We start from the raw sequence: 15,556 nt of genomic DNA, 5'->3' as shown, positions 1-15,556 counted from the left end.
AGAATGAAATTATAAAATGGATAGTCAAGGAAGTAGTTCATCATAGAAAAGAGGAATATTGGTGAACGCTATCATTTTGAATATTTTAATCTAGGATTGAATTTCAGTTAGTAAACGAGATAAAAGTTATATTATTATAAAATACCAAAACCAAGGATTCAATCAAATTAGGGATGTAAAGAAAGGAGCGTACTATGAGTGCATTTTTAGGACCTATCCACTATTGGTTATATCATAAAATTATGCTTCAAGAAAAAATCGTGGAGGAAATACTTTCACTAAATGAGGAGGAAGGATTTGTTCAAGGGCTTGATGACTCAACTGTAATTCATTGCGGAATCATAGAGAATCAACCATTGGAAAATATGATTGATTCAGGCAATATCCATGGATGGTTACAAGAAAAAGTCGATATCGTAGAAAATAGATTAAGCTATGTGGTAACTGCAATAACAAAAGAGTATGACGATAGAATGGAACAAATTTTAGAACGAGTTTATCAGTTAGGTGTAGATGTCATAGAATCGTTAGATCAGAAAGAGCAATGGACAAGTGCGGAGCAAATCTATAAATCACTAAATGATTTGCTACTTGATGGTATGCCTTGTGATCGTGTAAATATGGTTGTTTCTACTTCATCTGATGAAGTGATATATAAAAGAACAAGATGTATTCATGAAACTTATTGGTTGGAACAGGGTGGTTTCGTGTTGAATTATTACGAAATTCGTACAGAATTCGTAAAAGGTTTACTAGCAAATACAGCATTTGAATATGTTGCAGATGAGGAAGGAAATTATCATATCAGGAGGAAATAAGTGATGTTTGGAGTAGATATTTTAGTAAAAGAACATGAAAATATCAAAAGAATGGCAAAAGTAATGAGAGCTGCAAGCTTACAAGTTCTTAGCGGAGGAGAATTAATAACAAAAGATTTTTATCAAATGCTTGAATTTGTTCGTAATTATGCAGATAAGCATCATCATAAAAAAGAAGAAGATATTCTGTTTGACTATATGAAAAAAGAGCTTGGTAAGTTAGCACAGAATCTAATCACCAATGGAATGTTAGTGGAACATGATTTGGGAAGACTTCATATGAGAGAACTTGAAGCTGCATTACAATCGTATGATGTTAAGAATAATGAAGATGCAAAGCTAGACATTGTAGTGAATGCAACTGCCTATACTTATCTAATCAATCGTCATATTGAAAAGGAAAACGAAGTAGTTTTTACTTTTGGTGAGAAGAATCTGACAGAAGAAAGTAGAACTATAGTTGATCAAAGAACAAAAGAAATGGAAGATAGTGCAACGAAAGAGGGATTGCAAGAAAAGTATTTAAAGATTTTAGATGAATTAGAAAAGAAGTACAAGGTAAGCTAATTGCTATCTTCTTGGCGGATGAAGATAACAAGTGTAAGTTTACGCGGATTCTTTATCCTTTTATAAAGTATCTTTGGTAAGTAAAAGTAGCAGGTAAAGTTCGACTTCTAATAGGTAACGTACATTATTAGAAAGAGGTTATAATTAAATATAAATTGTATTAATAATGGGCAGATAGACAAATGGATTATTGTTAGATAAATCCAATTGTGTTACAATGATTGAAAAGTTTAGGAATCTATTCTTAAATTCATATTCAAACTAGAGTTTGAGTACTATCATGTTTTGTAACGAGCCATGTTGTGAATACAGGTATCTAAAGTCACATCAGATTGGTGTGACTTTTATGGTTTTATAAAGTTAAAATGGGAGGTATTATGAAGGAAGGCATAGTTATCATAACTGGTGCAAATTCAGGTATAGGGAAAGCGGCAGCAATAAAATTCGCAAAAGAAGGATTTACGGTAGTTATGGCTTGCCGTAATCTTGATAGAAGCAGTGTAGTTCAACAGGAAATCATCGAGTCAACTAACAATAATTCAATCGATTTATTTCCACTGGATGTGTCTTCTTTTCAATCCATCAGTGAATTTTGTAGAGAGATTCAATCGAAATATGGAAAACTGGATATTTTAATACATAATGCTGGATATTTTATGCATGGTGAAAAGGATTATCAATTAAGTAAGGATGGTATCGAGCTTTCTTTTGCTACGAATGTATTTGGACCATTTCTTATGACGAAGTTGTTAGCAAACCTACTGAAAAAATCGGAGGATGGTAGAGTACTCACTGCATGCAGTACAAATATCAGGCATTTTTTTAATCCAAAGAGAAAGATAGATTATGATAATTTATTAGGAGAATTCAAGGATAGTCTTCCTTATAATAGCTATAAGATGTATGGAGATTCCAAAATGGCATTGTTATTAGTGACAAATCAGTTGGCAGAATATTATAAAAATGATGGAATAAAAATGAATGCAGTCCAAATTCCTGCAATTAAAATGTCAAAAGAAACAATTAAGAATTTTAAGTCTTTATGGAAAGTTGCCGCAAGGATTCAAAATGCGTTCAGCTCCACCACTGAGTCTATGGCAGATATCTATTATCGCATCTGTGCATCTCATGATTACAAAGATATTACCGGAAAATTAATTGATGACAAAGGACAAATAGTACAAGCCTCGCATTATTCAAAGCGATTAACACAGGAAATAAAGCAACTGTTAGATAAGAAAGTTTATCCAAGCTACGCAGCAGATCAAAAAAATGTAGAACTTATGTGGAACTTAGCAAATCAATTGACAAGACCTTGGATTTCAACGTAGACAGGTTAATGGAAAGATGAGGTGTTTGGGGAATTAAGCCATACAAACATTGAATGAAAAATAATAATAAAATATAAACGAGGTTAAAAGGTGGAATTAATAGTAATTGAACAAGAATTCACAGTATGTAAAATTGATGACGTTAACAAAATTAATTTCTCGGATGAGTATTGTTTTCTTGGAAAAACAAAAGAGGAAATATCTTTAGTATGTAGCACTTCTTATGCACCGACAGAAGTAATAGAACGTAGTGATGGATGGAGAGCATTTCGTATTCACGGCATATTGGATTTTTCCTTAATAGGTATATTATCTAAAATTACTACGATTTTAGCAGAAAATCATATAGGAGTCTTTGCCGTGTCTACTTATAATACAGATTACATATTGACAAAAACGGTTGATTTTGAGAAAGCATTGGATGCGCTTGAACAGCAAGGATATCGTATCAATAGAAGATAAAGAAAATCGTAAGTAAAACTTGTTTCATAAATTTTACAATAAATATTCTTTTTTATCCATAACAAAATTTTCTTTACAGTGATTGCTACTGTGCTATAATGGAAAGAAAACCTTTTGGTGATTAAAAGTCATAGGGTATGAGATTATGAGTGAATAAAGAGGTCAAAATTGCGAGAATTAAAAAGTGTTGAAGAAAAAATATTAGATAGAACATTATATTTAATCGGCAAGGACGGTTCCTGTAATATATCGATAAGAGCTATTGCAAAGGAAGCAAATGTCAATGTAAGTGCCATAAATTATTATTTCCGTACAAAGGAGGAAATGCTAAGGCAGGCAAAAGAACTATATATTGTAAATACACAATCGATTACTGCAATTCTTTCGGAAGAGTTAGAGGAGGAAGAAAAGCTGATAACTGCATGCAATGAAGTTATGGAATATATTATTCGATATCCAGGTATCACTGTGTTGTTAAAAGATGCCAAAGAGAAAGAAGATGATACGTCACAGAAGATATTAAAGGTTTCAGACGAGATGTCTCATGGTATCAATCAACTGTTAAGCAAGGTTTTAAAAGAAGATAATCTGAATCATTATAAGCGAATGATATTCTGGTCGGCTATTAATTATCCTGTTGAGAACAATGGGATAAATCAATTTAGTACTTCAATAATAGAGGACAGAGAAGACAGAATTTCTTATATCAAGCATTTATTGTGGATGTTAAAGGATAAAAAATAGTAATCTTTCCAGTGGGTTATACTCTTGTAGTAACTAAAAAGCGTATGCTCTGGCGAAGAGACAACTGTAAAGGTAGGAGTAGGATGAGTATGGAGATGAGAATTACACAGGAAATTAACGCACAGGATGAAAATGCTATTTACCAAGGATTATTCCAATATAATCTTTCTAAAATTGAAAGTAAAGCACCAAAGGATTTGGGAATATATTTGTATAACGAAGCAGAACAAATAACCGCAGGGTTAATAGGCAATACGCGTGGCAATTGGCTTTCCGTAAAATATCTTTGGGTAAGTGAAGAACTGCGGGGACAGGGTATTGGAAAACAAATTTTATTAAAGGCAGAAGAAACAGCGAAAGAACGTGGATGTAAGTATGTGTTTTTAGATACGTTTAGTTTTCAAGCACCAGAGTTTTATAAGAAGTTTGGGTACTGTGAAGTGTTTGTACTAGAAAACTATCCAATAACCGGAAAGAGACATTATTTTACAAAAGAACTATGAGGTATGTCATGAACGAAGACTCTTTATGTGGTCGTTTTCTTTGACAAACGCGCAGTTGTGAATCTTGATGGAACATTAGCGTAAGAAGGTAAGTGTATATGTAAGGATTATAGTATTTACTGCCTTACTAATCAATAAATATAAAAAGATCTGTGTTTAGTATAATACCTCAACACAGATCTTTTTATATACTTCGCATACTTGAGTAAATAAACTCACCATTTCATTCTTTTACATACATGATGTTATGTAATATAAAAAAGATAATCCTGTTAAAAATAAAACAAATTGTTTTAAACATATTGATTTAATTTTAACAAAGAGATATAATGCAGATATCATCATAGTAAAGTTATCTTAAGTTGTGGCATTCGATGACGTTTAGAACTCTCTCAGAGAAAAAATAAGTTGGAGGATAGGAATATGGCTTACGAAAAATTATTCAGCCCAATTAAAATTAGAGGATTGGAGCTAAAGAACCGAATTATGTTTCCTGCAATGGGAACGAAGATGCCTACAGAAGATAAATTTGTGAATCAACAAATAATCGATTATCAAGTTGCTAGAGTTAAGGGAGGTTGCGGATTAAACTTTACTGAAGTATGCTCCGTGTATCGGTTAGCTGCTCCAAAAAAATTCTTAGCAATTAGTGAAGATAAATATATTCCTGGATTAAAAAAATTGACCGATGCAATCCATGAAGCAGGTGGAAAAGCAGGTGTACAGTTGTGGCTTGGAGGTTTGGCTGTGAGAAGTGATCCTGATCAAATGCTTATCATACCAAGTCCGATTTCTGTACCTGGTACAGAGTATAGCTTGCCTGGAGCGAGTCTTGAGACGATAAGGGAGGCTGTGGAAGCCTTTGGCGATGCTGCGAAAAGGGCAGTTTCTGCAGGATTTGATACGATTGAATTCCATGCAGGGCATAATTATACCCCTCACTCATTTCTTAGCCCATATTTTAATAAGAGAACAGACGAATATGGAGGAAGTCTACCTAATCGTGCAAGATTCTTAATTGAATGTATCGAAGCAATTCGAAAGAATATTCCTGAGGATATGCCTTTATTTATGAGAATCGACGCTCACGATGATTATCTAGAGGGCGGACTTACGATGGAGGAAGTCATTGAGTTTTGTAAGATGGCGAAGGTTGCTGGAGTTGATGTACTGGATGTTTCCAGAGGTAATTTCTCAAGCGCAGCGATTAAATATGAGGTTCCACCGATTGACTTACCAAGAGGATTTAATGTTGAAAATGCAGCAAGAATTCGAAGAGAAACGGGCATGATCACAGTGGCAGTCGGTAGAATTAATGATCCGTTACAGGCAGAGACAATATTATCAGAGGATAAAGCGGATATGGTAGTAATAGGACGTGCTCAATTAGCAGATCCTGAATTTTGTAATAAGGCAAAGGACGGCAAGGAAAGTAGTATTGTGCGCTGTGTAGGTTGTAATCAAGGATGTTATGATGGATTTGTATCAACAGAGATGCCATTTATCACCTGCTTAAGAAATCCAGCCCTTGGAAGAGAGGCGGAATATCAACTTACCTTAACAACGAATCCAAAAAAGGTATTAATAATTGGCGGTGGTATCGCAGGACTTGAAGCTGCTCTTCAGCTAAAAAGACGTGGCCATCAACCTATTCTATGTGAAGCATCCGATTCTCTTGGAGGACAATTTGCATTGGCAGGAGAAGCTCCAAGAAAAGAAGAGATGAAACTAGCAGCACTTGCGATGGGAGAACAAGTGAAACAAGAAGGTGTTGAAGTAAGACTAAATACAATTGTTACTACAGAACTGATTCACCAAATACAGCCAGAGGAAGTGATTATAGCAGTAGGCTCTGAACCAATCGAACTAAACATTCCAGGAGCGAAACTTTCGAATGTCATGAATTCTCATGAAGTATTAGCTGGTAAAAAAGAGGTGTCTGGTAGAGTTGTTGTAATCGGTGGTGGACTTGTTGGCTTAGAGGTTGCTGAATATATCCATGAGATGACAGAACATATTATCGTGGTAGAGATGCTAGATAAGGTAGCGAAGGATCTTGGACAGTTACGAAATATTTGCGTAATGGAAAGCCTTTATGCTGCCGGTGTAGAAACATTAACGGATACAAAGTGTATTGAAATTAAAGAAAATGCAGTAGTTGTGGAAAGAATGGGGAATCTGGAAGAAATTCCTTGTGAATATGTTATCTTAGCGATAGGTGCAAAGTCACGTAAATTTGATAATATTATCACATACTGTAAGGAGAATAAGATACCAGCTCATGTTATTGGTGATGCGGTTCGTGCGAGAAGGGCTTTGAATGCAGTTGTTGAGGCAAATGAAGTAGCGAGAGCAATTTAAGATAATAGCAAAAGGCAAACTGATATTCCGTTTTTTAATGGGTGATCAGTTTGCCTTTTATGTTAGCTTTTCACAGTCGGTAAACTGCTTAGATTATTGTTTTCTGTGCCATCAGGTAAGGATTTCAGATATTCGGTATCTTTACGGTGTGCCACACCAACTCCACGGATTTCACCCGCTTTCGCAAGCGAAACGCCTTCTTCCTTTGATATGATTGCACCATCTGATAGTTGATACCCTGTGATTGTTCCGCTTTCTTTTACTAACCCTGTAATATGCTTTGCATTTTCTTTTGGTTGTGGGATATCATCTAATACTGCCATAGCAAGAGAGGAGCCATCGATTTTATTATTTTCCATCATTGACCTCAATTCTGCGCTGCATTTATCGGATTTTCAGTTTATAGTTGCAGCGCTGACATAAACCTTTTGAGAGAAGATTAATCTATCACCCTAATTTTTTCACGATAATGTAAGATTAGTATTGCTACAGTGATAGGAATTAATTCATAAAGATACGATATGGAAGAGAAACTATGCTCTTACACTTTGACAAAGCTATCTTCCCATGCTAGAATATCAAAGGATTTGTTATGCATTATAATAAGAAAGTATTCAGTAATAATATGGAGTTATTTCTATTCATTTAGAGATTTTAGCAATTGTGATAAGAAAAGATCTTGTTAGTATGCTTAAATTAAAAATCAATTAGGCAGTGGAAAGTGGAAATCAATTGGCGCATGAAAAGAAGGAAAAAATTGGATTATGAAAAGTAGAAAATTTGCTAATGATAAGTACAAATTTAAATAGGCAATAATTTGATGCTCCAATCAAAACAGGATTTTTTATCCGATTAGATATCTGATTGATTATATTTGATTTAAGATATTTTATATGAAATTAAATTAAGGGAGGATATACGTGTTAACAATTAACCAGTATGTAAAAGCAGAGAGTTTACAGCAAGCCTATGAATTAAACCAAAAGAAAAATAACGTGATTCTGGGCGGTATGCTTTGGCTTAAGATGCAAAAGAAAAGTGTAGGCACAGCCATTGATTTATCGGACTTAGGGTTAGATAAAATAGAAGAGACAGAGGATAGCTACCTGTTAGGTGCAATGGTGACACTTCGTTCCTTGGAGTTACATAAAGGGCTCAATTCTATGACAAATAACGCAGTAGCGGAAAGTTTAAAACATATTGTAGGAATTCAATTTCGAAATCTTGCAACTGTCGGTGGAAGCATCTTTGGACGATATGGTTTTTCTGATGTACTTACGTTACTAATGGCTTTGAATGCACAGGTGGAATTATATCAAAAGGGTATTGTTTCTATTGAGGAATTCTCAAAAATGCCATATGATAACGATCTTTTAGTACGTGTAATAATCAAAAAACAAGAGATGAAAGTGGCGTACCTTTCACAGAGAAATACAAAAACGGACTTTCCTGTCTTGACCTGTGCGATAAGCAATATGGAAGGAACATATCGATGCGTCATTGGTGCTAGACCAAAGCGCGCAGTCTGTCTGTATGATAATAATGATATATTAAAGGATGGAATCACACCAGAGAGTGCAGAAAAGTTTGGTGAATATATTAAAAGTCAGATTATAACTGGAAGTAATATGCGAGCAAGTGAGGAATATCGTAAGGTACTTTCTGGTGTACTAACGAAGCGAGCGTTATTAAAGTTAAAGGATTGTGAGGTAACGTCTTATGCAGATTAAGTTATGGATTAATGGTAAAATGGTGACGGAAGACGTTGCAGCAGATACATTATTAATAGATTTTTTACGTGCTCATGGTTGCCTTAGTGTGAAAAGAGGCTGTGAGACATCAAATTGCGGTTTGTGTACAGTTTTTGTGGAAGACAAGCCAGTGCTATCTTGCAGTATGCTAGTGGCAAGAGTGAATGGTAAGAAAGTAACGACATTAGAAGGGTTACAAGAAGAAGCAGAAGATTTTGGAGCATTTATTGCAGATCAAGGAGCAGAACAATGTGGATTTTGTAATCCTGGATTTATCATGAATGCAATTGCGATGTTTCGTGAAAATCCAGATCCTTCCGATGAGGAAATTAAACAGTATCTAGCAGGAAATCTATGTCGATGTTCAGGATATGAAGGACAACTTCGTGGAATTAAAGCATACCTTAGTTTTAAGAAAGAAAATGGAGGTGTGTGCTAATGGCAGATTTTAAAGTTGTAAATAAACCAATTCGTAAAAAAGATGCTATGGCATTGGTTACTGGAAAACCTGTCTATACGGATGACGTAACCCCAACTGATTGTTTAGTTGTTAAAGTACTGCATAGCCCTTATGCCCATGCAATGATTAAAGAAATTGATGTTGAGTTAGCAAAAAAAGTACCTGGGATTGAAGCTATATTTACTTATAAGGATGTACCTGGGAAGCGTTTTACAATGGCTGGTCAGACGTATCCAGAACCAAGCCCATACGACCGCTTAATTTTAGACCAAAGACTTCGTTATGTTGGTGATGGAGTAGCTATTGTAGCCGGAGAAACTGAAAAAGCGGTGGACAAGGCACTAAAGCTGATTAAAGTAAACTATGAAGTTCTTGAACCTGTTCTGGACTTTAGAACAGCAAAAGATAATAAAGTATTAGTTCATCCAGAAGAAAACTGGGAAGCACTATGTCCAGTTGGTGCAGATAATAAGAGAAATTTGTGTGCAACCGACACTAGTGAATATGGCGATGTTGATCGTGTGATGGCAGAGTGTGATGTCATTGTGGAAAATACCTATCATACCAAAGCGAATCAACAAGCAATGATGGAAACATTTAGAACCTATACTACGCTTGATCCGTATGGCAGATTGCATGTGATTGGCTCTACTCAGATTATCTTTCACGTGAGACGTATTTTAGCAAATGCATTAGATATTCCAAAATCAAAAATTAGGGTAACAAAGCCTAGAATCGGTGGTGGCTTTGGTGCAAAGCAAACTTGTGTAACGGAAATTTTTCCTGCTTTTGTTACATGGAAAACAGGTAAGGCTGCAAAACTAATCTATACTAGAGAAGAGAGTCAAATTGCGTCCACCCCAAGACATGAGATGGAAATCAAAGTACGTGTTGGAGCAATGAAAGATGGTACCATCCGTGCAATGGATGTCTATACCTTATCAAATACTGGAGCATATGGAGAGCATGGACCAACTACCGTAGGACTTTCTGGGCAAAAATCAATTTCCTTATATAACAATAATTTAGAGGCTTATCGTTTTGGATATGATGTCGTATATACGAATGTCCAATCCGCTGGTGCTTACCGTGGATATGGTGCTACACAAGGAATCTTTGCGATGGAATCAGCAATCAATGAGTTAGCTTCGAAACTTAGCATGGACCCTGTAAAAATCCGTGAGAAGAACATGGTAAAAGAAGGTCAGATTATGCCTTCTTATCATGATGAGCCAAATAGTTCCTGTGCCTTAGATCGTTGTATGACCCGTGCGAAAGAGATGTTTGATTGGGATAACAAGCCTTTGGCAGTTGACTTAGGGAATGGAAAGATTAGAAGTATTGGTGTAGCTATGGCAATGCAAAGCTCAGGAATATCAGGAGTCGATGTAGGCTCAGCCACAATCAAGTTAAATGATGAAGGATTTTATGCACTTTCCATAGCTGCAGCTGATATGGGAACTGGCTGTGATACCATCTTAGCTCAGATGGCAGCAGAATGTCTGGAATGTGATATCGATGATATCATCGTATATGGAGCTGACTCCGATAGTTCTCCATACGATTCTGGTTCCTATGCATCTAGTACTACTTATGTGACAGGAAAAGCAGTCGAGAGAGCTTGTCTTCAATTAAAGGAAAAGATGTGTAAGATTGGAGCAGAGATGTTGTCTTGTTCTGTTGAAGATTTGGTATTTCAGGGGAAGAAGATTAGTAAGGCTGATGGCAGCGAAGAAATCACATTAATGGACATCGCTACGAAGTCTATGTGTGGTAATACGGAAGCTACACAGGTAACTGCTTCTCATTCTTCTACGGTATCACCTCCTCCATTTATGGTTGGTATGGTTGAGATTGAGGTAGATAAAGAGACTGGAGCCGTAGAACTTTTAGATTATGTAGCGGTTGTTGATTGTGGTACTGTAATTAATACTAATTTAGCACGTGTTCAAACAGAAGGTGGTTTGGCACAAGGCATCGGAATGGCATTGTATGAGGATGTGACCTATAATTCTGTAGGTAAGATTTATGAAAATTCTTTTATGCAATATAAGATTCCTACACGCCTTGATGTAGGAAAGATGAGAGTAGAATTTGAAAGTAGCTATGAGCGTACTGGCCCTTTTGGAGCAAAATCAATTGGAGAAATCGTTATCAATACTCCTTCCCCTGCAATTGCGCATGCAATTTATAATGCAACAGGAGTATGGCATCGCGAATTACCAATAACTCCTGAGAAAGTTGTGATGGGGATTCTTAAAGGTTAAAAGATGAGTAATCTAAGCGATTATTTAAGTTCACTCAAGGGGAAAAGGGGGACAATATGAAAACTAGACTTATATTACTGGCGGCTGGAAACAGCCGTCGTTTTGGAAGTAATAAACTATTATATTTTATTGATGAAAAGCCGATGTTTATGTATGGGTTACAGGTCATGAAGGAATTGCTTTTAGAGGATTTAGATAGGGAGCTCTATGTTGTTACCCGTTTTGAACCGATAATAGAAGCAGTGGAAGAAATGAAAGCTGACCCATTTTTACATAATAGAACCCATCTTGTACTTTCGCCAGAAAGTGCACTTGGAATCTCGTATACGATACGGGCTGGTCTGGTTGATGGAGAGATACAACCGGATTACTATCTGTTCATGGTTGCAGATCAACCCTTTATAAAGACAGAGACCGTGGAACGACTGATAAAGGAAACATTGAACCAAAGGAAAATAGCCGGATGTGTTACCTGGGAAGGGGTGCCTGGAAATCCGGTGATTTTCTCGAAGCAACTAAAAAAAGAGTTATCAGAATTGCAAGAAGATCAAGGTGGGAAAAGAGTACTAAAGAAGTACATGAATGAGATTTGCAAAATATCAGCGTCATGTGAAGAAGAATTGATAGATAAGGATACTAAAGATTAATTCGATAAGGATATCAAGGATTAATTCGGTAATAAGGATTAGTTTGATAAAGATACTAAAGATTAAATCGATATGGATACCGAAGATTAATTCAATAAGGATACCAAGAACGATTCTATATGGATGAATTGCAAGGAGGTTGGAAAGAAGATAGAACAGTAAATATATCAATGATTAGGGGAAGAGATCATTAATAAACTATAGGTGTATTCGGGTAAGAAACCTTTGAAACATGAAAAAGTTCATAATTGTACTGAATAATGTTTCGTGAACATGATAGCTAAAATCACAGGAGATTTATATGACCATTGAAAAGAAAGAAGCAAGAAGTACGAAGAGTAAGAGAAGTATAAAATCAAAACTTATTTTAATGATCGCCCCGCTAGTTGTTCTAGCAATTGGTACACTACTAATGATTATCTATACAAGTTCGAAAAAAATTATCGTGGATTATGCAAACCAACTAGTAGAGTCATCAACTAGGTCAAATGCAAATGAGTTAGAAACTTGGTCACAAGAAATAATATCCTCATTAAATCAGGTTCAGAATACTCTGAATAATATTGAGCTTGACAATAATACTTTGATGAAGTATTTAAAAACAACAATGAACCAGAATGAAAGCTTTGCGAATGGAGTTTATGTTGGTACAGATAAACAAGAACTTATAGTTCCATTCGATTTTCAAATGCCAGATGGTTATATTATTGCTGACAGGGATTGGTTCATAGAAGGGTTAAATAATGAACAATTCCGATACGGAACCGCATACTTAGATGCGGATACTGGGGAATATGTAGTAAGTGCTTCCGTGAAACTTAAGTCAGCGAATGGTGTGAACAAAGTTGCTGCAGCAGATATATCATTAAAAGGTATATCCCAAATAATCAGTTCTAAAAAGATAATGGAAACAGGAAAGCTTTTTATTGTTGATACAACGAGTAGTAAGATTCTTGCAATCAATGATGAAGCACTAATTAATACTGATTTTAATGTTAGTAATGCTGACAAGTTGATAGCAGATATGGCGAAGGGGATCAGTCTGGATATTGATAAAGTTAGTGAGCTAACATTGGAAGGGAGAAAATATTCGGTTAATGTTCAATCGATAAAAAATACTCCTTGGAAAGTAATCGGATACGTACCTCATACAGAAATCTTACAATCCTTAAATGATCTTCAAATTATTGCAATGATTCTATTTTTAGTTTCTATGATTGTTTTAGTCATCTTAGTGGAACGAGTAATTCATTATATTATACGACCAGTGAAAATGTTAAATAGCTCCATTGAGAAAATCACAGCGGGCGATTTTTCTGTCGATGTAAAAACTAAGGGAAATGATGAAATTGCCATGATGTGCAATAATATGCAAAGATTTATTGAAACGATGAGAGATACGATTAAAGAAGTAACCAGTATGTCAAGCAGTATAGAAGAACAGTCTGATAAGAGCAATAAAATTGCGGAAGTGTTATATGAATCTGCACAGACACAATCTAGTGCGATGCTAGAATTAAATCAAACAGTTGATGAGTTAGCCAAAGCAGTAACCGATGTTGCTGAGAATACAACTTCCCTTTCTATCGTAGTTTCGGAAACAGGACAAAAAGGCAAAGAAGCAAGTATAAAGATGAAGGATACTGTTATCATATCAGAAAAGGGAAAAGAAGATATGCAACAGATTGATACTGCTATGAAAGGTGTTGATTTTAATGTATCTGAGCTTAAAGAAGCAGTGGAGCAAGTAAATGAGTCCAGTGAAAAAATCAATGATATTGTTAAACTAATCGCTGATATCGCAACCCAAACCAACCTATTATCGTTAAATGCAGCGATAGAGGCGGCAAGAGCAGGAGAAGCTGGAAGAGGCTTTTCTGTTGTTGCTGAAGAAATTAGAAAACTTGCTGAAACAAGTGAGAGCTCTGTGAAAAGTATTGCAGAATTAAATCATAAGATTCAAAAACTCATATCCAATACGATAGATAAAACACAAGAGAGTACGGAAAGTATAAAAGAAAGTATTGATCTAATCCAGACTGCGAATGATACTTTTCAAAATATCTATGTAACAATCAATGAGACAAGTTATATCGTTCAAGATATGATAGAGAATGTAAATCGTGTTGATGATGTGGCTTCTTCGGTAGCAGCAATAACGCAAGAGCAATCCGCCGCCGCAGAAGAGATACTGGCGACATCGGAAAACCTATCAAGCCATGCTACGAAAGTAACAGAGCACAGTTTTACGGTAGAACAAGATGCATCCGCACTTGCGCAAACTGCTGAAAATCTAAATAATCAAATGAAATTCTTTAAGTTATAGTATCTTTGATGGAAACTAAACAATGTTTCAAGTTGGAAAAAAGTAATATTTTCAAGTAGTAAAATAAGTAATGTTTCCAAGCTGAAAATCAAGTGAAATTTTCATATTGAAAAGTAAGTAATATTTTCATCTTATAAGTAAGTGAAGTTTTAACATAATAAGATAAGAAAAAGCTCCTGCTGTAAGTTTTAAACTTCAGCAGAAGCTTTTTTAGTTTATAGATTGTCTTTAATGATGAGATTGAAATTAATAATTCTTTGTTTGTCTTTAATGGACTTTATCTATGTTGTAAACATCATCTTAAACTCAGTAGGAGTGCAGTTCTTAACAATCTTAAACATTCGAATAAATGAAGAAAGGCTGCTAAAACCACATTGTAAAGCAATTTCTGTAATAGTAAAATCATCATTCATCAAAAGGTTTTCTGCATATGCGATTCTCTTATTATTAAGATAGCGATAAAATGATACATTGGTAAATTGCTTAAATAATCGGCTGAAGTGGTATTTGCTAAAGCCAGAAAGATTTGAGATCTCATCAAGAGTTAAGTCTTCACCACAATGCTCATTTATGTAATTACAAATAAATAAAAATCGTTCTGTATATTCACGTTGTTTTGAATTTTTATGATGAAAGCAGTGAACATTTGGAGAATAATTTCGTCCTATAATAACAAATATTTCGAGTAATTTGGAATAGATGAATGCCTCACTAAGAGTCACTTCATCAAAATATTCTTCTTTGATGGAAAGTAATAATTGATGTATTCTAACATGCGCAGATGGGGACTCCTCGGCTGTTATAAAAAGGGCTGGAGCAATGAAAGATAAAGTAGTTTCTAATTCCCTCATCCCATAAAGCAGTGTAACATCTGCTTGAAAGATAAGGCGCTCCCCAATTGGTGGTGCTTCCATGCTGTGTACTACTCCTGGATTTATGATAAGAATGTCACCTTCTCTTAGACAAAATTCTGTTTTTGAACAGGCTACACGGTAATCACCTTTTGTTGGCATAATGATTTCAAGTGGTATATGCCAATGATTCGGGTAATTTTCGCATTCGTCATTTACATAGAGGCGTAATTTTGTATTAGTTTTAAAGTTTACGGTCTCTTTCATTCCATGTAATGTTTCTATCATGAACTTACCTATCCTCTCTTTTTAGAATTGAGTATTGCTAATACAACCATATATTTACAAATTAGATTATAACAAGTTTTAGATATATTACAATCGCAGAAGAGAAAAAGAATCGATATAAGATTAAAACTAAATGATAGCAAGATTTCGTAGTTAAAAAGCAATTTTTCGGATGAAAGA

Annotated in this window: 14 protein-coding genes; 12 read left to right on the top strand and 2 right to left on the bottom strand. The window is 35.2% G+C overall.

Features of this window, described 5'->3' with window-relative positions; all coding sequences use genetic code 11:
* Window positions 1–194 precede the first annotated feature (194 nt).
* From CC92_RS0115590 to CC92_RS0115560, 7 genes are all read left to right on the top strand, one after another.
* Window positions 195–818: a hypothetical protein gene (locus CC92_RS0115590; RefSeq protein WP_029505320.1), complete on the top strand. Its 624-nt coding sequence runs from the start codon at window positions 195–197 to the stop codon at window positions 816–818.
* A gap of 3 nt (window positions 819–821) precedes the next feature.
* Window positions 822–1,385 (top strand): hemerythrin domain-containing protein, encoded by a 564-nt coding sequence (locus CC92_RS0115585; protein WP_029505321.1) that lies wholly within the window; start codon window positions 822–824, stop codon window positions 1,383–1,385.
* 377 nt (window positions 1,386–1,762) lie between these two features.
* Window positions 1,763–2,716, top strand: coding sequence for an SDR family NAD(P)-dependent oxidoreductase (locus CC92_RS0115580; RefSeq protein WP_029505322.1), 954 nt, complete (start codon window positions 1,763–1,765; stop codon window positions 2,714–2,716).
* A gap of 90 nt (window positions 2,717–2,806) precedes the next feature.
* On the top strand, window positions 2,807–3,178 hold the full coding sequence (locus CC92_RS0115575) for an ACT domain-containing protein (RefSeq protein WP_029505323.1): 372 nt from the start codon (window positions 2,807–2,809) through the stop codon (window positions 3,176–3,178).
* A gap of 168 nt (window positions 3,179–3,346) precedes the next feature.
* Window positions 3,347–3,922, top strand: coding sequence for a TetR/AcrR family transcriptional regulator (locus CC92_RS0115570; RefSeq protein ID WP_029505324.1), 576 nt, complete (start codon window positions 3,347–3,349; stop codon window positions 3,920–3,922).
* An 89-nt stretch (window positions 3,923–4,011) separates the two neighbouring features.
* On the top strand, window positions 4,012–4,425 hold the full coding sequence (locus CC92_RS0115565) for a GNAT family N-acetyltransferase (protein ID WP_029505325.1): 414 nt from the start codon (window positions 4,012–4,014) through the stop codon (window positions 4,423–4,425).
* A 423-nt stretch (window positions 4,426–4,848) separates the two neighbouring features.
* On the top strand, window positions 4,849–6,786 hold the full coding sequence (locus tag CC92_RS0115560) for an FAD-dependent oxidoreductase (protein WP_029505326.1): 1,938 nt from the start codon (window positions 4,849–4,851) through the stop codon (window positions 6,784–6,786).
* 62 nt (window positions 6,787–6,848) lie between these two features.
* Here the strand turns inward: CC92_RS0115560 and CC92_RS0115555 are convergent, their stop codons facing one another.
* A complete protein-coding gene (locus tag CC92_RS0115555; protein ID WP_029505327.1) occupies window positions 6,849–7,145 on the bottom strand; it encodes a DUF3892 domain-containing protein in 297 nt (98 codons plus the stop codon).
* A 561-nt stretch (window positions 7,146–7,706) separates the two neighbouring features.
* On the opposite strand from CC92_RS0115555, the gene CC92_RS0115550 reads away from it, so the two are divergent.
* From CC92_RS0115550 to CC92_RS0115530, 5 genes are all read left to right on the top strand, one after another.
* Window positions 7,707–8,516 carry an FAD binding domain-containing protein gene (locus CC92_RS0115550; protein WP_029505328.1) on the top strand — a complete coding sequence of 270 codons (810 nt, stop codon included), beginning with the start codon at window positions 7,707–7,709 and terminating at the stop codon, window positions 8,514–8,516.
* Window positions 8,506–8,976: a (2Fe-2S)-binding protein gene (locus tag CC92_RS0115545; RefSeq protein ID WP_029505329.1), complete on the top strand. Its 471-nt coding sequence runs from the start codon at window positions 8,506–8,508 to the stop codon at window positions 8,974–8,976. Before CC92_RS0115550 ends, CC92_RS0115545 begins: the two co-directional genes overlap by 11 nt.
* Complete coding sequence (locus tag CC92_RS0115540; protein ID WP_029505331.1) at window positions 8,976–11,264, top strand: xanthine dehydrogenase family protein molybdopterin-binding subunit; 2,289 nt, start codon at window positions 8,976–8,978, stop codon at window positions 11,262–11,264. The genes CC92_RS0115545 and CC92_RS0115540 overlap by 1 nt, the downstream gene beginning before the upstream one ends.
* Window positions 11,265–11,320: 56 nt before the next feature.
* Window positions 11,321–11,911 (top strand): nucleotidyltransferase family protein, encoded by a 591-nt coding sequence (locus CC92_RS0115535; RefSeq protein ID WP_029505446.1) that lies wholly within the window; start codon window positions 11,321–11,323, stop codon window positions 11,909–11,911.
* 301 nt (window positions 11,912–12,212) lie between these two features.
* Window positions 12,213–14,237 carry a methyl-accepting chemotaxis protein gene (locus CC92_RS0115530; protein ID WP_029505333.1) on the top strand — a complete coding sequence of 675 codons (2,025 nt, stop codon included), beginning with the start codon at window positions 12,213–12,215 and terminating at the stop codon, window positions 14,235–14,237.
* Between the two features lie 281 nt (window positions 14,238–14,518).
* Here CC92_RS0115530 and CC92_RS0115525 read toward each other — a convergent pair whose 3' ends face one another.
* Entirely contained in the window at window positions 14,519–15,376 is an 858-nt protein-coding gene (locus CC92_RS0115525; RefSeq protein ID WP_029505334.1) for an AraC family transcriptional regulator, read from the bottom strand.
* Between the last annotated feature and the right edge of the window lie 180 nt (window positions 15,377–15,556).

Origin of the sequence: Lachnoclostridium phytofermentans, assembly GCF_000733755.1 — a bacterium.
Lineage (GTDB): Bacteria > Bacillota > Clostridia > Lachnospirales > Lachnospiraceae > Lachnoclostridium > Lachnoclostridium phytofermentans_A.
Note: the sequence above shows the minus strand (reverse complement) of the source record. Positions and strands in the feature narration are given on the sequence as shown.